The organism is Streptomyces sp. NPDC057424, assembly GCF_042803315.1.
Taxonomy (GTDB): domain Bacteria; phylum Actinomycetota; class Actinomycetes; order Streptomycetales; family Streptomycetaceae; genus Streptomyces.
Window position 1 is genome coordinate 18,108 of record NZ_JBHVCP010000024.1, and the last position, 18,005, is coordinate 36,112.

An 18,005-nucleotide genomic window follows, 5' to 3' on the forward strand; every position below is an offset into this window, starting at 1 on the left:
AGGGCCGGTGAGCGGCCCTGCCTCAGCTCTGGTTGAAGAAGCCGTCCGTGCGGTGCGCGGCCGGGTCGCCGTTGACGATCTCCGTGTTGGCGGGGGTCAGCAGGAACACGCGGGTCGACACTCTCTCGATCGAACCGCGCAGGCCGAAGATCAGCCCGGCCGCGAAGTCGACCACGCGCTTGGCGTCGGAGGCCTCCATGGCCGTGAGGTTCATGATGACCGGCACGCCCTCGCGGAACAGCTCGCCGATGGCGCGCGCGTCCCGGAAGCTGTCCGGGGTCACCGTGCCGATGCGGCGGCCCTTCTCCTCGGCGACATCCGAGGCCACCTTGACGCGCGGATCGGTGACCCAGGCCTCCCCGGGCTCGTTTCCGTCGGAGTAGTCGTCGTCGTAGTAACGCTCGTCTTCGTTGTCGTCGACGAGGCCAAGCCAGGCACTTGCCTTGCGTACCGATCCCATGGACGCCTCCTCTCACAGCGGTCTTTCTGCTTTCCGCATCCCTATGGTCGTCCATGATGCGGATGGCGCGCCAAGTGGATAGACGCCGCACGGGGGGTTTGTGACGGTACTGGTGCACAGCGAATCCGTCGAGAGTCCGTGTGTCCCAAGGGGCGTTTCCCAAACGGCTGCTGACTGTGAGTGAAATATGATTCTTCTCGGCGTACGGGTGACGGCCGGGGCGTACGGGTGAATGCGCGGGCCGATACGATGCCGCAGCTCGGCGTCGTCACGAACCTCGGGGGGAGCGTTGTGTTCGGAATCGTCAGGCCTTGCAGGCACCGGCTCGGGGAGAGGCTCACACGTCAGTGGACGGCGCATTTGTGCGGGCTCTGCCTCGCGCTGCGCGGCGACCACGGGCAGTTCGCGCGGATAGTGACGAACTATGACGGACTGCTCATATCGATTTTGACAGAGGCTCAGACGGGGAGTGACGGTGCCGGGCGGCGAACGGCCGGACCGTGCCCGCTGCGCGGTATGCGCACCGCGTCCGTCGCGCACGGCGAGGGAGCCCGGCTGGCGGCGGCCGTGTCCCTGGTGCTGGCCTCGGCGAAGGTGCGCGACCACGTCACCGACGGTGACGGGCTGTTGGCCCGCAGCCCGGTGGCGCGTGCCGCGCGCCGGGTCGCCGCGAGCTGGGACACGGCCGGCGCCCGGACCGGCACCGCTGTGGGATTCGACACCGCCCTCCTCGTCGACGCCGTGGACCGGCAGGCCGGGATCGAGGCGATGGCCGGACCCGGGACGCCGCTCCTGATGATCACCGAGCCGACCGAGACCGCGACCGCCGCGGCCTTCGCGCACACGGCTGTCCTCGCCGGCCGGCCGGACAACGCCGCCCCGCTCGCCGAGGCCGGACGGCTCTTCGGGCGCCTCGCGCACCTGCTCGACGCCGTGGAGGACCAGCACGCTGACGCCGCGTCAGGCGCCTGGAACCCGATCGCCGCGACCGGCACCTCCCTGGTGGAGGCCCGGCGGCTCGCCGACGACGCGGTGCACGGCGTGCGGCTGGCGTTGCGGGACGCCGAGTTCGCCGACGCGCAGCTCGTGCACCTGCTGCTTGTGCACGAACTGCGGCGCTCGGTGGACCGGGCGTTCGCGACGGTGCCGGTGTGCGCATCCCATCAGGGCGGCGGGCCCCACGGACAGCGGGGACGCCATGGACAGCAGTCGCCGGGGCCCTACGGCTCCCCGCAGCACCCGTATGTGGGCGGCAGCGGAGATCCGTACGCCGGTGGGGGAGGGGTGTACGGCGGAGACGGGTTCGGTGGCGGCGGTTTCGGCGGGGGCGGTTTCGGCGGGGGCGCGCCGGTGCCGCAGCCGCCCCGCCGGCGTGGGTTCTGGGCCGGCTGCGGGATGTTCTGGCTGCTGTGCTGCACCTGCAAGCTGTGCTGCGCCAAGGAGTACGAGGGGCCGTGGTCCCGTAAGAAGCGCGAGGGCGCGTGCCGGGACTGCGACTGCGACGGGTGCGACTGCTGCTGCCCCTGCGACGGCTGACCCGCCCCGTGTGACAGGGCCGCCCGAACGGCGACGGATCGGTCCGGGGACTGGCAGCGGCACCCTCCCCCGGCGCCTGAACGGCCTGGGGTACCCACGGGCTCGAGGACGATCCGGACGGTCGACTTCCGGACATCCCCGGGTCCTCGTGGGCCGACGGGGCGGCCCGGGTGGCGCACGGCGAGCGCGGCCGGCCGTGCCGGCCGGGAGCCGAGTCCTCAAGTGACATCTCAGGACGGCGGCTCGCTGTGGGCCGTGTTCGCCGACCACTTCGTCAGCCCCTTCCCACCGCCGGGGAGCACGCTGGACGCCGAGCCCGCGGCGGGGGAGCGCACCCTGAAGTGACGTGCGGGGCCGGGGGCCCGTAAGCCGGCCACGGGGCGGCTTCGTGACGAACTCTCAAAAGTTGAAGTCCGAAAGGCACTCTTGCGCCGACCGGCCGTTCGGCCGAATACTCCCCCTCAGCGCTTGTCAGGGGCACGGCGTGTTCGGAATTCGGACAGCCGGTCCCAGGCTGCGCCTCACGGGCCCGAAACCCCACGAGGGCCCCCTACTTCCTTTGTGGAGGAACGAAAAGTGAGGATCAAGCGCACCACCCCCCGCAGTGGCATTTCGAGACGGACCCGGCTGATCGCCGTTTCCACCGGCCTCGTTGCCGCCGCAGCGATCGCGATCCCCAGCGCGAACGCCTCCGAGACCCCCACCACCTTCAGCAGCGCCGAGCTCAAGAGCGCAAGCGGCTCGTTGCTGAAGGCCGACATCCCGGGCACCGCCTGGGCCGTCGACAGCAAGACCAACCGCGTGCTTCTGACCGTGGACAGCACGGTCACGCAGGCCGAGATAGCGAAGATCAAGCAGCAGGCCGGCGGCAACGCCGACGCGCTCACGATCAAGCGCGTCCCTGGCACGTTCAACAAGCTCATCCAGGGCGGCGACGCCATCTATGCGAGTAGCTGGCGCTGCTCCCTCGGCTTCAACGTCCGCGCCAGCAACGGCACCCAGTACTTCCTGACCGCCGGTCACTGCACCGACGGCGCGGGTACCTGGTACTCCAACTCCGGCCGCTCCACGGTCATCGGCTCGACCGCCGGCTCCAGCTTCCCGGGCAACGACTACGGCATCGTCCGGTACTCGGGGTCCGTCAGCCGGCCCGGCACCGCCAACGGCGTGGACATCACGCGCGCGGCCACCCCGAGCGTGGGCACCACCGTCATCCGCGACGGCTCCACGACCGGTACGCACAGCGGCCGTGTCACCGCCCTCAACGCCACCGTCAACTACGGCGGCGGTGACATCGTCTCCGGCCTGATCCAGACCACCGTCTGTGCCGAGCCCGGTGACTCCGGCGGTTCGCTGTACGGCAGCAACGGTGTCGCCTACGGCCTGACATCCGGCGGCAGCGGCAACTGCTCCTCCGGCGGCACGACGTTCTTCCAGCCCGTCACGGAGGCCCTGAGCGCCTACGGCGTCAGCGTCTACTAGGCCCCCGGCGGCAGTTCGCGGCACTTCACGGCCCCCGCACGCACCGCGTGCGGGGGCTTCGCGCTGTGCGCGGACGCCCCTCCGGGCCGGCTGTCGGACGGGCGAGATTCAGCCACGCGTGGACCCCGCAGAGTACCCGCATATTACTCGCGCGTAATGTTTGCAGTGTGAACGCGGGGGAGTTGGGTCCGATTTGATCGTGGACGGTCAAAATGAGGGGGCGTGTGAAGCGCTGTCTACGCGCGTCTCGAACTCACCCTTGTGTGCTCCCTGTTGTCCTCGGAATAGTGGCGCTCGTCAACGAAGCCTTCCGGCTCGTGAGGTCCCCACAACCTCTCGTGCCGACCCCCCACAGGAGGACAGAAGTTGAAGCACCGACGCATACCCAAGCGGCGTGCAGCCGTGGCAGGTGCGGGCATCGCCGCGCTGGTAGCCGCGGGAGTGACGTTCCAGACCGCGAACGCCAGTGAGACCCCTGCGGCGTCCGCCCCCCGGACCCTGTCGGTCTCGGCGGCCGGAAAGCTCGCCTCGACGCTGGCCGAGGACCTGGGCGGCGACGCGGCCGGGACGTACTACGACACCAAGACCAAGAGCCTCGTGGTGAACGTGCTCGACGAGGCCGCCGCGCAGGCCGTCGAGAAGGCCGGCGCCAAGGCGAGAGTCGTGGCGAACTCCCTCGCCGAGCTCAAGAGCGCCCGCAGCACGCTGAAGCGGGACGCGACGATCCCGGGCACCGCCTGGGTGACCGACCCGACGACGAACAAGGTCGTCGTGACCGCCGACCGCACGGTGTCCAAGGCCGAGTGGTCGACGCTGACGAAGGTCGTGGACGGGCTCGGGGCGAAGGCCGAACTCAAGCGGTCGAAGGGGGAGTACAAGCCCTTCATCGCCGGTGGCGACGCGATCACCGGTGGCAGCGGGCGCTGCTCGCTGGGCTTCAACGTGGTCAAGGGCGGCGAGCCGTTCTTCCTGACCGCCGGTCACTGCACCGAGGGCATCTCCACGTGGTCGGACTCCAGCGGCAAGGAGCTCGGCACCAACGCGGACTCCAGCTTCCCGGGCGACGACTACGGTCTGGTCAAGTACACCGCAGAGGTTGCCCACCCGAGTGAGGTGAACCTCTACAACGGCTCCACCCAGAAGATCTCGGGCGCCGCGGACGCGACCGTCGGCATGGCGGTCACCCGGAGCGGGTCGACCACGCAGGTGCACGAGGGCAAGGTCACGGGGCTGGACGCCACCGTGAACTACGGCAGCGGCGACATCGTGAACGGGCTGATCCAGACCGACGTGTGCGCGGAGCCGGGTGACAGCGGCGGGTCGCTGTTCTCGGGTGACAAGGCGGTCGGGCTCACGTCCGGTGGCAGCGGCGACTGCACCTCCGGCGGGGAGACGTTCTTCCAGCCGGTGACCGAGGCGCTGTCGGCGACCGGGACGCAGATCGGCTGACATGTGAGTGTGTGAAGTCCCGCCCCTTGTGCGAGGGGCGGGACTTTCGCGTCTGCCTCCGGTGGTGGGGCCGGTGCCTGCGCCCGACGCCGGGTCACGGCCCCTGCTCGCCGTGCGCGGGTACGGGGCGGCTGTGATCACGGCGTCTGTGTCGTGTTCGCGCGTCTGCGGAGCGCGGCTGCCGCCATGGTGATCGCGGTTCCTGCCACTGCCCATGCCGCCAGGACCAGGAGGGGGCCGGTCATCGCGTTGTTGTCGAAGTAGGCGATGGAGCGCGTCGACCAGGTGCCGGCGCCCGGGGGCAGGGCCGGGCCGATCGCCTTCCAGAAGGGCGGGAGGAGGGGTGGGGGCAGGGCGCCGCCGGCGCTGGGGTTGCCGAGGATGACCACCAGCAGGATGACCAGGCCGATGCCGATCGTGCCGAAGACGCCCTGGAGGGCGAGGGTGGCCGCGCCCACGGCGAAGATGATCAGGGTACCCAGGCCCCAGAGAGCCGCCGTGCTGCCCGGCAGGGCGTCCAGGATCGGGCCGGTGATGAGGGCTCCGCCGAGACCGCCGGTGAGGGCGACCAGGGCCATGACCGCCAGGCGGATCGCGGCGCGGGTGGGGTTGGAGGGTTTCGCCCCGGCGCTGATGGCCAGGGCGGCGGCGCCCAGGTAGCCGCCCACGCACCAGCCGATCACCAGGTAGAAGGACGAGAGTCCGTTGGGGTCGTGGGGCGCGGACGGGACCACGTCGATCGTCCGGATGGTGCGCCGCTCGGACTTCTCCAGGGTCGTGACGAGGTTCGTCAGTGTGGTGGAGAGGACCCTGCCGCCCCCGGAGGCGACCAGGAGGGTGTCGGTGCTGCCCCGGGGGTCGATGATCAGGGCCGCGTCGATGTCGCGGTGGGTGATCTTGGTCCGGGCCGTGGCCTCGTCGGGCAGGGCGCGGGGGTCGAGGGGGGAGCCGGGAAGACGTTCCAGCCGGGTGACCGCCTGGTCGGCCGCGGCCTGTGGGGCGACCACGCCGAAGGGCACGTCCTTGGGCTCGGGGTCGTGCAGTGCTCCCACGTACGAGGCGATGAACAGCAGCTGGAGCGCGATCACGCCGACGATGAGCAGGGTGGCCCGCGGGGTGACGGCGTCTCTCACCTCGGCGAGGAACGGGCTGTGCGGCATGCCTCCACGGTCGGGGGACGGAGGGTGTTTCCGCAGGTGGGGCGGGGCCGAACGGATGTCGCACATACATTCGAAGATGGAGGTATGGTGGGGGTGGGGTAGCTGGGAACAGATGTTCGAGAGCTGGTGTGGCTCACGAGTGCGGGAGGTGCGTGTGCCGGGGTTCACGCATCTGCACACCGCCTCCGGATTCTCGTTGCGCTATGGAGCCTCGCACCCGGAGCGGCTGGCCGAGCGTGCCTCCGAGCGGGGCATGGACGCCCTGGCGCTGACCGACCGCGACACCCTCGCCGGCGCGGTCCGGTTCTCGAAGGCCTGCGGGAAGGCGGGGGTCCGTCCGCTGTTCGGGGTCGATCTGGCGGTGACGGGCGCGGAGCCCGGGACCGGAACCGAGCGGCAGGGGCGGCGGCGCCGGACCCCGGTGCGGGGTGGTGCCTTTGTCGATGAGTCGGCTCCCCGTGTGGTCTTTCTCGCCCGGGACGGTGCCCGGGGATGGGGGGAGCTGTGCCGGCTCGTCTCGGCTGCCCATGAGGGGGAGGGGACACCCCTGCTGCCCTGGGAGCGCAATCACGCCCAGGGGCTGACCGTGCTGCTCGGGCCCGGATCGGACGTCGGGCGTGCCCTGGCCGCGGGGCGGCCCGACCGCGCGGCGCGGCTGCTCGTGCCCTGGCGCGACGTCTACGGCGACGACCTGCGGCTGGAGGCCGTCTGGCACGGCCGGGAAGGCACCGGGCCCGGCTCGCTGCGGCTGGCCGCCCGTACCGTCGGGTTCGCCGCCGAGCAGCGGATCCGGCCCGTGCTCACCAACGCGGTGCGGTACGCCGACCCGGGTCTTGGGCCGGTCGCCGACGTTCTGGACGCCGCCCGGCGGCTGGTGCCCATCGACCCGGCCAAAGGGCTGGACTCCGGTGCGGCCTGGCTCAAGGGGGCCGGGGACATGGCCGGTGTGGCGGAGCGGGTCGTGGCGGCCGCGGGGTTCCGGCGGGAGACCGCTCACCGGCTGGTGGAGCAGACGGAGGCCACGGCCGCCGAGTGCCTGGTCGACCCCGAGGACGATCTCGGGATCGGCACCGTCCACTTCCCCGAGCCGCACCTGGTCGGCGCCGGGCGCCGCACCGCCCAGCGGACGCTGGCCTCGCGGGCGGCGGCCGGGATGGTGCTGCGCGGATACGACCGGCGGCGGGAGTACTGGGAGCGGATGCACCACGAGCTGGACATCATCGCCCACCACGGATTCGCCTCCTACTTCCTGACCGTCTCCCAGGTGGTGGAGGACGTACGGACGATGGGCGTCCGGGTCGCCGCCCGGGGGTCCGGGGCCGGGTCGCTCGTCAACCACCTGCTCGGTATCGCGCACGCCGATCCGATCGAGCACCGGCTGCTGATGGAGCGGTTCCTGTCGAAGGAGCGGGTCGTGCTGCCCGACATCGACATCGACGTGGAGTCCGCGCGGCGGCTGGAGGTCTACCGCGCGATCATCGACCGGTTCGGCACCGAGCGGGTCGCGACGGTCGCGATGCCGGAGACGTATCGCGTGCGGCATGCGATCCGGGATGTGGGGGCGGCCCTGTCCATGGACCCGGCCGAGATCGACCGCATCGCCAAGTCCTTTCCCCATATTCGGGCGCGGGACGCCCGCGCCGCGCTGGAGGAGCTGCCCGAGCTGCGGGCCCTGGCGGGGGAGAAGGAGAAGTACGGGAGGCTGTGGGAGCTGGTCGAGGCACTGGACGCCCTGCCGCGCGGGATGGCCATGCACCCGTGCGGGGTGCTGCTGTCCGATGCCTCCCTGCCGGCGCGTACGCCGGTCATGCCGACCAGCGGCGAGGGCTTTCCGATGTCGCAGTTCGACAAGGACGACGTCGAGGACCTCGGGCTGCTCAAGCTGGACGTGCTGGGCGTGCGGATGCAGTCGGCCATGGCGCACGCGGTGGCGGAAGTGGAGCGGGCGACGGGGGGCGGGGTCGATCTGGACGGGCTGCCGCCGGGGGATCCGGAGACGTACCGGCTGATCCAGTCCACCGAGACCCTCGGGTGCTTCCAGATCGAGTCGCCCGGACAGCGGGACCTGGTCGGGCGGCTCCAGCCGGCCACCTTCCACGATCTCGTCGTCGACATCTCGCTGTTCCGGCCCGGGCCGGTCGCCGCCGACATGGTGCGGCCGTTCATCGAGGCACGGCACGGACGGGCGCCGATCCGGTATCCGCACCCGGATCTGGAGGAGCCGCTGAAGGAGACCTACGGGGTCGTCGTCTTCCACGAGCAGATCATCGACATCGTCGACATCATGACCGGCTGCGGGCGCGGCGAGGCCGACCGGGTGCGGCGCGGGCTGTCGGATCCGGAGTCGCAGGAGCGCATCAAGGTGTGGTTCGCGCAGCACGCGGCGGCGAACGGCTATGACGCGGAAACGGTTCAGCGGACCTGGGAGATCGTCGAGGCCTTCGGGTCGTACGGCTTCTGCAAGGCACACGCGGTCGCCTTCGCCGTGCCGACGTACCAGTCGGCGTGGCTGAAAACGCATCACCCGGCCGCCTTCTACGCGGGGCTGCTCACGCACGACCCCGGGATGTACCCGAAGCGGCTGCTGCTGGCGGACGCGCGGCGGCGGGGGGTGCCCGTGCTGCCGTTGGACGTGAACGTGTCAGGGGTCGCACATCGTATCGAACTGGTGTCCGGTAAGTGGGGGCTGCGGTTGGCCCTCTCCGATGTGCACGGCATCAGCGCGGCCGAGGCGGCGCGGATCGCCGAGGGGCAGCCGTACGCCTCGCTGGTCGATTTCTGGGAGCGGGGCCGGCCCAGCCGTCCGCTGGCCCAGCGGCTCGCGCAGGTGGGAGCGCTGGACGCGTTCGGCGCCAACCGCCGGGATCTGCAACTGCATCTGACCGAGCTGCACCGGGGCGCCCGGGGCGGAGGCGGTGGCCAGTTGCCGTTGGCCAGAGGGCGGAAGACCGCACCGGCCGGACTGCCCGACCTCACCTCCTCGGAGCGGCTCAGCGCCGAGCTGGGCGTCCTGTCCATGGACGCCTCACGCAACCTGATGGACGATCACCGGCAGTTCCTCGACGAACTGGGCGTGGTGCCGGCGAGGCGCCTGCGCGAGGCCCGGCACGGGGAGACGGTGCTGGTCGCGGGCGCCAAGGCGGCCACCCAGACGCCGCCGATCCGGTCCGGCAAGCGCGTCATCTTCTCCACCCTGGACGACGGCACGGGCCTGGTCGACCTCGCCTTCTTCGACGACTCCCACGACGCCTGCGCCCATACCGTCTTCCACTCCTGGCTGCTGCTGGTGCGCGGGGTGGTGCAGCGCCGCGGCCCGCGCAGCCTCAGCGTGGTGGGCGCCGCCGCCTGGAATCTCGCTGACCTGCTGGAAGTGCGCCGGGAGGAGGGGCTGGAAGGGGTCGCGGCCCGGCTGGCCCGCCCCGGGCCCGGCGACTCCGGCGACGGCGGCCCCGGCGATGAGGGTTCCGGCGACGAGGACTCCGGCGGCGACGGTTCCGGCGGCGACGGTGAGGGGGCCGCGCGGCGGCGGCTCGCCGGGTCGGACGGCGTGCCCGCGCCGACGGGTTCCGCGGCCGGGGACCCGATGGAGCAGCGGAAGATCCGCATGCCCACGGGGTACGAGATGCACCCCTGGGCCGATCTGCGCCCGGCGGGCGAAGGGCCCGCGAACACAAGGAAGTTGTGGCACCAGAGTCCGGGGAGTGCGGGATGACCATCCTCTGCGTACGTTTCCAGCTGCCTCCGACGAACGAGGCGGATCTGCCTCAGCTGCTCGGGATGCTCGAGGAGTTCACCCCCGTCGTCCAGGCCCTGCCACCGGACGGGGCGCTGGCCGATCTGCGCGGCGCCGAGCGGTACTTCCGGCGGGACGCCGTCGAACTGGCCTCGGTGATCCGGGTGCGGTCGCTCGCGCTCCACGGCGTCGACTGTGTGATCGGGGCCGGGCCCGGGCCGATGCTGGCCCGGATGGCGCTGCGCGACGCCGTGCCCGGGGTGACGTGTGCGGTGCCCGGCGAACCGGGCGCCATCGCGGAGTTCCTCGCGGGCAAGCCCGTCGCCGCGCTGCCCGGTGTGGGCAGCGCGACCGCCCGCACGCTGGGCGACTACGGCCTCGACACCCTCGGCCGGGTCGCCGCGGCGCCGCTGTCCACGCTGCAGCGGCTGATCGGCGCGAAGGCCGGCCGCGAACTGCGCGAGAAGGCGAACGGCGTCGACCGCGGCCGGGTCGTACCGAACACCGTCTCCCGGTCCCTCGCGACGGAACGCCCTTTCGGGCGCGACGAGCTGGACCCGGACCGGCACCGCCGGGCGCTGCTGTCGGCCGCCGAGGACATCGGCGCCCGGCTGCGCGCCCTGGAGAAGGTCTGCCGCACGCTCACCCTCACCGTGCGCTACGCCGACCGGTCCGCCACCACCCGTAGCCGCACCCTGACCGAGCCGACCGCACACTCCCCGGCGCTGACCAGGACCGCGTACGGCATGTACGAGGCACTCGGCCTGCAACGCGCCCGGGTCCGCGCGATCGCCCTGCGCGCCGAAGGGCTCGACCCCGCAGACCAGGCCTCCCATCAGCTGACCTTCGACCCGGTGGACGAGAAGGTCCGCCGTATCGAGGAGGTCGCGGACCGCGCGCGGGCGAAGTTCGGGCCGCGGGCGGTGATGCCCGGGGGGCTAGGGGGGTGGGCGGCGTAGAGCCTTCCGTGTGACGTCAGTTGGCCCACGGCGGCACGATGCGGGTGCCGTCCGCCAGTCGTGCCTCCAGGCCGATCGAGGTGGTGACCCAGGAGTACGCGGTCCGGTCGGTCGGGTTCTCGACGGTCAGGGTGGCGCCGGCGTTGACGATCACCGTGTCGCCCGCGGTGATCCGCTCGGTGCGGCCGTCGAGGGTGATCAGCAGCTCGCCGTCGAGCAGATGGAAGATCTCCTCCCGGCTGACCGTGTGCGCGGGTGCCTTGAGGCCGGCCGGGATCTCGCCGCGCCAGGCGCACAGCTCCTTGCTGCCGCTGCTAGGGGTGGCGTACGAGACGAAACGGGCGCCGTGGATCTCGTGGGTGACCGCTTCGGACGAGCGGACGATGGGCATGAGACCTCCAAGTAGTCAAGCTGCTTGACTATATAGTCAAGCAGCTTGACCATCGCGTCAAGGGTGTTTCAATGCAGGGGTGCAGAACTCCGAGGCCATGGCCCTGTCCGCCGCCCTGCTCGCCGTCGCCGGCGGGCTCACGCAACGCATCCACGAGGGCGTGATCGCTCGCGGCTTCGAGGGGCTGCGGCCCGCGCACGGGTTCGCCTTCGCCCGGCTCGCCCCGGACGGCGCGACGGTCACCGACCTCGCCGTCCATCTCGGGGTGACCAAGCAGGCCGCGAGCCAGCTCGTCGACGAGATGGTGCGCAAGGGGTATGCCGAGCGGCGGCCGCATCCCGGGGACGCGCGGGCGCGGCTGGTCGTGCTGACCGGGCGGGGCCGGGACTGTACGCGGGCGGCTGAGGAAGCGGCCGCGGAAGCCGTGCGGGAGTGGGGGGACCTGCTGGGGGAGCGGGAAGTGCGGGCGCTGGGGGAGCGGTTGCTGCGGATCGCTCCGCACGGGCCCGTTCGGCCTGCCTGGTGAGGGGGCGTCAGCCGGGACCCCCTGCGTCGGTTATCGCTGCAAGTTTTTACTGACGCGTAACTTCCCAGTTTGACTACTCGCTCGTAACTTGACGAGTGAACAGCATCCTCGTGATCCGGATCACAGGGCCTCGTGCCGTCGCACCTCCCTTGAGCCGCAAGGAGATCACCCGATGCTGCCCTGGAAACGAGTGCTCAGACCCCTGGCCGCGCTGCTGCTGACCGCCGCGGCCGTCACCGTCCCCGCTACCACCGCCCAGGCCGCCGGCGCCCCGAGCTCCGGCTGGAACAACTACTCCTGCAGGCCCTCCGCCGCCCACCCCCGCCCCGTCGTCCTCGTCCACGGCACCCTCGGGAACTCCGTCGACAACTGGCTGGGCCTCGCCCCCTACCTGAAGGTCCGCGGCTACTGCGTCTTCTCCCTCGACTACGGGCAGTTGGAAGGCGTCCCCTTCTTCCACGGCCTCGGCCCCGTCGAGAAGTCCGCGGCACAGCTGAAGGGCTTCGTGGACAAGGTGCTCGCGGCCACCGGAGCCGCCGAGACCGACGTCGTCGGACACTCGCAGGGCGGCATGATGCCCCGCTACTACCTGAAGTTCCTCGGCGGAGCCGCCAGGGTGAACGCCCTGGTCGGCATCGCGCCCAGCAACCACGGCACCGACCTGAACGGCCTGACCCGCCTGCTGCCGTACTTCCCGGGCGCGGCGGACCTGCTGTCGAAGAACACGCCCGCCCTCGCCGACCAGGTCACCGGCTCCGCCTTCCTCGCCAAGCTCAACGCCGGCGGCGACACCGTGCCCGGAGTGCGCTACACCGTCATCGCCACCCGGTACGACGAGGTGGTCACCCCATGGCGCAGCCAGTACCTGACCGGGCCGAACGTGCGCAACGTCCTGCTCCAGGACCTCTGCCCCCTCGACCTGTCCGAGCACGTGGCCGTCGGACTGCTGGACCGGGTCGTCTTCCACGAGGTGGCCAACGCCCTTGATCCGGGGCGTGCCAGGCCCACCACCTGCGCGTCGGTCTTCGAATGACACGTGTCATTCGTTGACACGTGTCAGGGAAGCGTTTCGGGGCCTGCCCGGCCTGAGCCGCCGGACAGGCCCCGGGTCGTGGGGCGGTGGAGGGTCAGCGGCCGTGTCGGCTGCCGCTCACCGTCCGGCGCCGGGCTGACAGGAACAGGGCCGACGAGCCGAGCGCCAGCGTGGCCGCGCCGCCGATCGCGAGGTACGTGGTGCTGCTGTCGCCACCGGTCTCGGCGAGGTTCCCGGTGGCACCGGCCGCCTCGGGCTCGTTGGGCGCGGGCGAGGCGGCCTTCGGCCGGTCCGGCGTGCTCTCCCGCGGGGCCGCGGCCGGCTCCGCCGAGGTGCTGGGGTCGTTGTCGCCGTGCCCGTGGTGCTCGACCGTCGACTTGTCGTTGCCGTCCTCGATCTGCTTCTCGCTGGGAGCGGAGGCGGACGGGGCCGGGGCGGCGCCGCCCGCCGGGCTGCCACCGCCGCCGAAGCTGACGTCCGAGCAGGAGTAGAACGCCTCGGGGCTGTCCGACCGCTGCCAGACCGCGTACAGCAGGTGCTTGCCGGAGCGCTGGGGCAGCTTGCCGGAGAAGGTGTAGAAACCGCCGGTGGCGGCCGGGTCGGTGGACGTCGCGACCGGGTTCGCGAGATCCAGGTCCTTCCAGGCGAGCGGCTTGGCCGGGTCGTAGCCGGGCTTGGTGATGTACACCTTGAAGGTGCCCTTGTGCGGGGCCGTCACGCGGTACTTGAAGGTGTGCGAGCCGCTGCTCACGCCGGTCGCCGGCCAGTCGGCACGGGCCAGGTCGAGGCCCTTGAACTCCTCGCTGTTCGCGCTGCACAGCTTGCCGTCCGGGATGAGCTGCTGGTGCCGACCGCCCGCGTCGCCGATGCGGATGCCGTTCCAGTCGTAGAGGGCCTGGGTGCCGCCCGCCGCGACCGCCGCCTTGCACGCGGCCGACTTCGGGCTCTCGGGGCCCTCGGCGTAGCACTGCGAGACCCGGCTGACCGGGTCGCCCATCGAACCGTGCGCGGCGGCCGGTGCGGCGGTCAGCGCGGTCAGGGCGAGCGGGAGGCTGCCGAGGGCGGCGACGGTGACTGCCTTGCGGCGTGCGGGCATGGGGGAACTCCTCGAAACGGTTCATGGGACAGGTCCGGGCCCGGGTGGGCCGGATCCCGTGGGGTGGTCCGAAGCTAGCCCCTGAGAACCGTGAAATCGCCTGCTGAGGGCGGGTGGAGGAGATCCTTATGGCCCGCTTAAGGGAGTGTTCGGACTGGCATCAGGTAGGTACCGTCGCGGCATGGCAGACGAGGAGATCCGGCCGGCCGGTGCCGCCGACGTACCGGTCGTCAAGGACGTGATCGACGCGGCCTTCCGCCCCTACGTCGAGCGCATCGGGCGGGTGCCGCAGCCCATGGAGGAGGACCACGCGGCGAACGTGGCCGCGGGCAAGGTGTTCGTGACGGGAGAGCCCGTGACCGGGCTCGTCGTGGTCGAGGCGTTCGAGGACCATCTCTTCCTCGACATCATCGCCGTCCACCCCACCGCGCACGGCGGGGGAGTGGGGCGGCGGCTGCTCCGGTTCGTGGACGCACACGCGCGTGCGCTCGGCCTGCCCGAGGTCAGGCTCTGCACGAACGCGCTGATGTGGGAGAACCAGCAGATCTATCCGGGATACGGCTACGAACCGGTGGAACGCCGTGTGGAGGGGCCCTACGACCGCGTGCACTACCGCAAGCGGCTGCTCTGACACCCGCGGGCGGCCGCTCCGGCGCGTCTCATGACGGCACCGGCCGTTCAGGCCTCCGGCCACCAGGTGCGTGCGATGTCCTTGCGCACCTCGGGGCGCCCCGCGGGGCACTCCTCGGCCTCTTCGCGGACCCGGCGGACATCCGTCTTCTTCAGGGGCTTCTGCACGGTCACACGGCGCATGGCTGCCTCCTTGAGGGGCTACCGGGTTCCGCGTTCTCACGGAGGTAGACCTTTCGGGGGAGAGTTACTCATCGCTCCTGGTCTGTCAGTGGCGGCAGTCACGATTCGAGTGTCAGTGGCGGGTGTCACTCTTGGGCCCATGACGAACGTGGACTGGGACGCAGAGGCCGCCTCCTTCGACGAGGAGCCTGACCACGGCCTGCACGACCCCGAGGTGCGCCGCGCCTGGGCCGGGCGGCTGCGCGGCTGGGTGCCCGGACGTGCGGGAGACGTCCTCGATCTCGGCTGCGGCACCGGCAGCCTGTCACTCCTCGCCTCCGAACAGGGGCACCGCGTGACGGGCGTGGACCTCTCCCCGGCGATGGTGACGCTCGCCAGGGAGAAACTGGCCGGGCGTGACGCGGTGTTCCTCGTCGGTGACGCCGCGGCACCGCCGGTCGGGGAGCAGCGCTTCGACGCCGTGCTCGTCCGGCATCTCCTGTGGGCCCTGCCCGACCCCGGCCGCGCCCTGAGGCACTGGTGCGGGCTGCTGCGGCCGGGTGGGCGGCTCGTGCTCGTCGAGGGCGTGTGGGGGAGCGTCGAGCCGGCCGGCATATCCGCCGGGCGGCTCACCGGCCTGCTCGCCCCGATCGCCGGGCGGGTGCGCGTGGAGCGGCTCTCGGGCGACCCGCTGCTGTGGGGCAGGGCGGTGACGGACGAGCGGTACGCGGTGGTCGCGCAGCCCGGGGTGTCAGGCCAGGAGCGCGGTGAAGCCGTCGCCGCGGGCCAGTGACTCCAGCTCGTCGAGCGCGGCCAGCGCGGCGGACGCCGCCTGCGGGTCCGACTCGCCGAGGCCGCTCTCGGCGAACTCGTCCTCGTCCAGGCGCCGTACGTCCGTGCCGTCCGCGGAGCGCCACAGGTCCAGGTCGAGATCCTCCACGACCAGCTCCGGACCGGAGCGCCGCGCGGGCCGGGTGACGTCGCAGTACCAGCCCTTCAGCGCGCCCGTGGCGGAGCGGACCTCCTTCACCGCGTACCAGCGGTCGCGCCAGTAGTACTCGGTGAAGACGTCCCCGGGCTCGAAGCGGACGAAGCCGAAGTCGCGGGCGCCGGAGTCCGCCCACGGGGCGCGGACCGCGACGCGCGTGCCGTCGTCCGTCAGCAGCTCTCCGGTGTAACGGATCTTCGTACGGCCCGCCTTGACGAGCACGACCTCCAGCTGCGGGGGCAGGTCAGCCGAGTTCGCGGACATAACGCACTTCCTTCGCGCAGATCTCGTAGCCGAACCACTTGTTGATGGCGATCATCGGCTCGTTGCCGGTGTCGTTGCCGGTGAACGCCTCCGTGTATCCCGCGGCGCGGGCGCGATGCAGGGAGTCGTTCTTGGCGAGCTTCGCCAGGCCCCGGCCGCGGAACGCGCGGGCGGTGCCGGTCATGGCGGTGCCGTAGCGGGAGTCGCCGTCGGTGTACGCCACGCTGAAGGCGGCGGGGCGGCCCTCGACGACCGCGATCGTGGTCAGGTCGCGGTCTAGGAGTGGGTGCCTCCAGGTCTCGTCGATCCACGCGTCGTAGTCCGTGAACTCCACGTCGACGTCGCTCGGTTCGTCCGACGTGGTCTCCGCGTCCAGTTCGAACAGGGGGCGGGGGTCGTCCGCGAAGTCGGAGGCCGTGCGCAGCTCGACGCCCGCCGGGAGGTCCTGACGGGACGGCAGGGTGCCGGCCGCCAGGTCCAGGCGAAGGAACCAGGCGGAACGGCTGGCCCGGAAGCCGCGCCGCTCGGCGAAGGCGTGGTTGTCCGGCTCGTCCAGAACCCAGGTGAACAGCTTTGTGACACCCAGGCGTCCCAGGCGCTCCTCGGCGGTGCGCAGCAGGAGCGAACCGGCACCGCGGCCCCTGTGGCCGGGCCGTACGTAGATGTTGGCGGACCCCTGGCCGGGCTCCGGGCTGTCGTGGGCCACGCTGACCTGGGCCGTGCCGATGATCTCGCCGTCCTCCTCGGCGACGAGCTGCCCGAAGCGGGCGTCCGGGTGGGCGTGCGTCAGGGTGTGCACCACCGACTCGGGCGTGGAGAGCATGTACGGAAGGGCGAGGCGGCGGGTGGTGGAGAAGCCCTCGGCGTCGGCTCGGATGTCGGGGCGCAGGTCGCGCACGATCACGGTCATGGAGGCGCACGCTACGCGTGGCCCCGTCCCGAGTGCCTCTCATTTTCCGCCGGGTGCGCGACAATCGGACTGTGACCTTGAAGATCGACATTGACGAGAGCGCTCCGCCCTACGAGCAGGTGCGGGCCCGGATCTCCGAGCAGGCGCGGTCGGGTGCGCTGCCGGTGGGCTACCGGCTGCCGACCGTGCGGGGGCTGGCCGAGTCGCTGGGACTCGCCGCGAACACCGTCGCCAAGGCGTACCGGGCGCTGGAGGCGGACGGGGTGATCGAGACGCGGGGCCGCAACGGCACGTTCGTCGCCGCCGCAGGCTCGGCGGCGGACCGCGAGCTGGCCTCGGCCGCACAGGCCTACGCGGAGCGGGCCAGGAGACTCGGGCTGGGCGAGGACGCCGCGCTCTCCGCGGTCCGGGACGCCCTGAGGGCGGTCTACGGAGAGTAGGGCGTCCTAACCGGACTGCTGCGCCAGCCGCTCGGGCGTCCGTGTGATGTCCAGTCCCGCCGACCTCCCCGCCCGTGCGAACGCCCTCGCGTCCTCCACCGCCGCGCCGCCCGGGTCGTTGTTGAAGTACGCGTAGACGTCCTCGCCGCCGGGCCAGGTCGTGGCGATGCGGTCGAGCCAGGTGGCGAGGGAGCGGCGGCCGTAGCGGGGCCAGGGCCGGGCGCGGCCCTGGTGGAAGCGGACGTAGCCCCAGTCGGCGGTGCGCCACAGGGGCGTCGCCGGGCGGGCCAGGACGTCGGCCCAGCACAGGGCGGCGCGCCGGGACTCCAGGACGCGGCGGACCTCCGGGCTCCACCAGGAGTCGTGGCGCGGCTCGACCGCGACCCGGGTCGAGGCCGGGAAGCAGACGAGGCAGGCGTCCAGCAGGCCCGGGTCGGCGCGCAGGGTGGGCGGGAGCTGGAGCAGGACCGGGCCGAGCCGGTCGCCGAGGCCCGCCGCGTGGCTCATCAGGCGGTGCACCGGCTCCTCGGGGTCCTTGAGCCGCTTGATGTGGGTCAGATAGCGGCTCGCCTTGACCGCGACGACGAAGTCCCCGGGCACCCGCCCCCGCCAGCCCTCGAAGGTCTCCCGGGCCGGCAGCCGGTAGAACGCGTTGTTGATCTCGACGGTGGCGAAGTGCCGCGCGTACTCCTCCAGCCAGAGCCGCATCGGCAGCCCGGACGGGTACAGGACGTCCCGCCAGTCCTTGTACTGCCACCCGGACGTGCCGACGAACAGGGTCATACA

19 protein-coding genes are annotated in these 18,005 nt (G+C 71.8%); 11 read left to right on the forward strand and 8 right to left on the reverse strand.

Going from position 1 to position 18,005, the window contains the following annotated elements; all coding sequences use genetic code 11:
• Positions 1 to 22 precede the first annotated feature (22 nt).
• Positions 23 to 460 (reverse strand): cell division protein SepF, encoded by a 438-nt coding sequence (locus tag ACFU3E_RS20220; RefSeq protein ID WP_384159728.1) that lies wholly within the window; start codon positions 458 to 460, stop codon positions 23 to 25.
• A gap of 291 nt (positions 461 to 751) precedes the next feature.
• Between ACFU3E_RS20220 and ACFU3E_RS20225 the strand changes: the two genes are divergently transcribed.
• From ACFU3E_RS20225 to ACFU3E_RS20240, 4 genes are all read left to right on the forward strand, one after another.
• The gene (locus ACFU3E_RS20225) at positions 752 to 1,996 is read left to right on the forward strand and encodes a DUF5685 family protein (protein ID WP_384159731.1); all 1,245 of its coding nucleotides are present in this window, start codon (positions 752 to 754) and stop codon (positions 1,994 to 1,996) included.
• A gap of 222 nt (positions 1,997 to 2,218) precedes the next feature.
• Positions 2,219 to 2,341 carry a hypothetical protein gene (locus tag ACFU3E_RS20230; protein ID WP_384159734.1) on the forward strand — a complete coding sequence of 41 codons (123 nt, stop codon included), beginning with the start codon at positions 2,219 to 2,221 and terminating at the stop codon, positions 2,339 to 2,341.
• Between the two features lie 231 nt (positions 2,342 to 2,572).
• Positions 2,573 to 3,478, forward strand: a complete 906-nt coding sequence (locus tag ACFU3E_RS20235; protein WP_384159737.1) for a S1 family peptidase — start codon at positions 2,573 to 2,575, stop codon at positions 3,476 to 3,478.
• Positions 3,479 to 3,844: 366 nt separating this feature from the next.
• On the forward strand, positions 3,845 to 4,927 hold the full coding sequence (locus ACFU3E_RS20240; protein ID WP_384159740.1) for a S1 family peptidase: 1,083 nt from the start codon (positions 3,845 to 3,847) through the stop codon (positions 4,925 to 4,927).
• Between the two features lie 137 nt (positions 4,928 to 5,064).
• Here ACFU3E_RS20240 and ACFU3E_RS20245 read toward each other — a convergent pair whose 3' ends face one another.
• Positions 5,065 to 6,087, reverse strand: coding sequence for a DUF3533 domain-containing protein (locus ACFU3E_RS20245; protein WP_384159743.1), 1,023 nt, complete (start codon positions 6,085 to 6,087; stop codon positions 5,065 to 5,067).
• A gap of 154 nt (positions 6,088 to 6,241) precedes the next feature.
• On the opposite strand from ACFU3E_RS20245, the gene ACFU3E_RS20250 reads away from it, so the two are divergent.
• On the forward strand, positions 6,242 to 9,799 hold the full coding sequence (locus tag ACFU3E_RS20250; RefSeq protein WP_384159746.1) for a DNA polymerase III subunit alpha: 3,558 nt from the start codon (positions 6,242 to 6,244) through the stop codon (positions 9,797 to 9,799).
• A complete protein-coding gene (locus ACFU3E_RS20255) occupies positions 9,796 to 10,779 on the forward strand; it encodes a hypothetical protein (protein ID WP_384159749.1) in 984 nt (327 codons plus the stop codon). The genes ACFU3E_RS20250 and ACFU3E_RS20255 overlap by 4 nt, the downstream gene beginning before the upstream one ends.
• 16 nt (positions 10,780 to 10,795) lie before the next feature.
• Here the strand turns inward: ACFU3E_RS20255 and ACFU3E_RS20260 are convergent, their stop codons facing one another.
• A complete protein-coding gene (locus tag ACFU3E_RS20260) occupies positions 10,796 to 11,170 on the reverse strand; it encodes a cupin domain-containing protein (RefSeq protein ID WP_384159752.1) in 375 nt (124 codons plus the stop codon).
• A gap of 79 nt (positions 11,171 to 11,249) precedes the next feature.
• Between ACFU3E_RS20260 and ACFU3E_RS20265 the strand changes: the two genes are divergently transcribed.
• Positions 11,250 to 11,696 (forward strand): MarR family winged helix-turn-helix transcriptional regulator, encoded by a 447-nt coding sequence (locus tag ACFU3E_RS20265; RefSeq protein WP_384159755.1) that lies wholly within the window; start codon positions 11,250 to 11,252, stop codon positions 11,694 to 11,696.
• A 172-nt stretch (positions 11,697 to 11,868) separates the two neighbouring features.
• The gene (locus ACFU3E_RS20270; RefSeq protein WP_384159758.1) at positions 11,869 to 12,729 is read left to right on the forward strand and encodes an esterase/lipase family protein; all 861 of its coding nucleotides are present in this window, start codon (positions 11,869 to 11,871) and stop codon (positions 12,727 to 12,729) included.
• Between the two features lie 94 nt (positions 12,730 to 12,823).
• Here the strand turns inward: ACFU3E_RS20270 and ACFU3E_RS20275 are convergent, their stop codons facing one another.
• Positions 12,824 to 13,825, reverse strand: coding sequence for a lytic polysaccharide monooxygenase (locus ACFU3E_RS20275; protein ID WP_384159761.1), 1,002 nt, complete (start codon positions 13,823 to 13,825; stop codon positions 12,824 to 12,826).
• Positions 13,826 to 14,006: 181 nt separating this feature from the next.
• Between ACFU3E_RS20275 and ACFU3E_RS20280 the strand changes: the two genes are divergently transcribed.
• Positions 14,007 to 14,456, forward strand: coding sequence for a GNAT family N-acetyltransferase (locus ACFU3E_RS20280; protein WP_384159764.1), 450 nt, complete (start codon positions 14,007 to 14,009; stop codon positions 14,454 to 14,456).
• A 47-nt stretch (positions 14,457 to 14,503) separates the two neighbouring features.
• On the opposite strand, the gene ACFU3E_RS20285 is transcribed toward ACFU3E_RS20280, so the two are convergent.
• Complete coding sequence (locus tag ACFU3E_RS20285; RefSeq protein WP_384159767.1) at positions 14,504 to 14,638, reverse strand: hypothetical protein; 135 nt, start codon at positions 14,636 to 14,638, stop codon at positions 14,504 to 14,506.
• A 139-nt stretch (positions 14,639 to 14,777) separates the two neighbouring features.
• Between ACFU3E_RS20285 and ACFU3E_RS20290 the strand changes: the two genes are divergently transcribed.
• On the forward strand, positions 14,778 to 15,410 hold the full coding sequence (locus ACFU3E_RS20290) for a class I SAM-dependent methyltransferase (protein WP_384159770.1): 633 nt from the start codon (positions 14,778 to 14,780) through the stop codon (positions 15,408 to 15,410).
• Here the strand turns inward: ACFU3E_RS20290 and ACFU3E_RS20295 are convergent.
• Together ACFU3E_RS20295 and ACFU3E_RS20300 are read right to left on the reverse strand one after the other, a co-directional pair.
• A complete protein-coding gene (locus tag ACFU3E_RS20295) occupies positions 15,369 to 15,869 on the reverse strand; it encodes a DUF402 domain-containing protein (RefSeq protein WP_384159773.1) in 501 nt (166 codons plus the stop codon). The two genes, ACFU3E_RS20290 and ACFU3E_RS20295, sit on opposite strands and share 42 nt — an antisense overlap.
• Entirely contained in the window at positions 15,850 to 16,779 is a 930-nt protein-coding gene (locus ACFU3E_RS20300; RefSeq protein ID WP_384159776.1) for a GNAT family N-acetyltransferase, read from the reverse strand. The genes ACFU3E_RS20295 and ACFU3E_RS20300 overlap by 20 nt, the downstream gene beginning before the upstream one ends.
• A gap of 71 nt (positions 16,780 to 16,850) precedes the next feature.
• Here ACFU3E_RS20300 and ACFU3E_RS20305 point away from each other — a divergent pair, with 71 nt between their 5' ends.
• Entirely contained in the window at positions 16,851 to 17,219 is a 369-nt protein-coding gene (locus tag ACFU3E_RS20305) for a GntR family transcriptional regulator (RefSeq protein ID WP_384159779.1), read from the forward strand.
• Positions 17,220 to 17,225: 6 nt separating this feature from the next.
• Here the strand turns inward: ACFU3E_RS20305 and ACFU3E_RS20310 are convergent, their stop codons facing one another.
• Positions 17,226 to 18,002 carry a DUF72 domain-containing protein gene (locus tag ACFU3E_RS20310; RefSeq protein WP_384159782.1) on the reverse strand — a complete coding sequence of 259 codons (777 nt, stop codon included), beginning with the start codon at positions 18,000 to 18,002 and terminating at the stop codon, positions 17,226 to 17,228.
• Between the last annotated feature and the right edge of the window lie 3 nt (positions 18,003 to 18,005).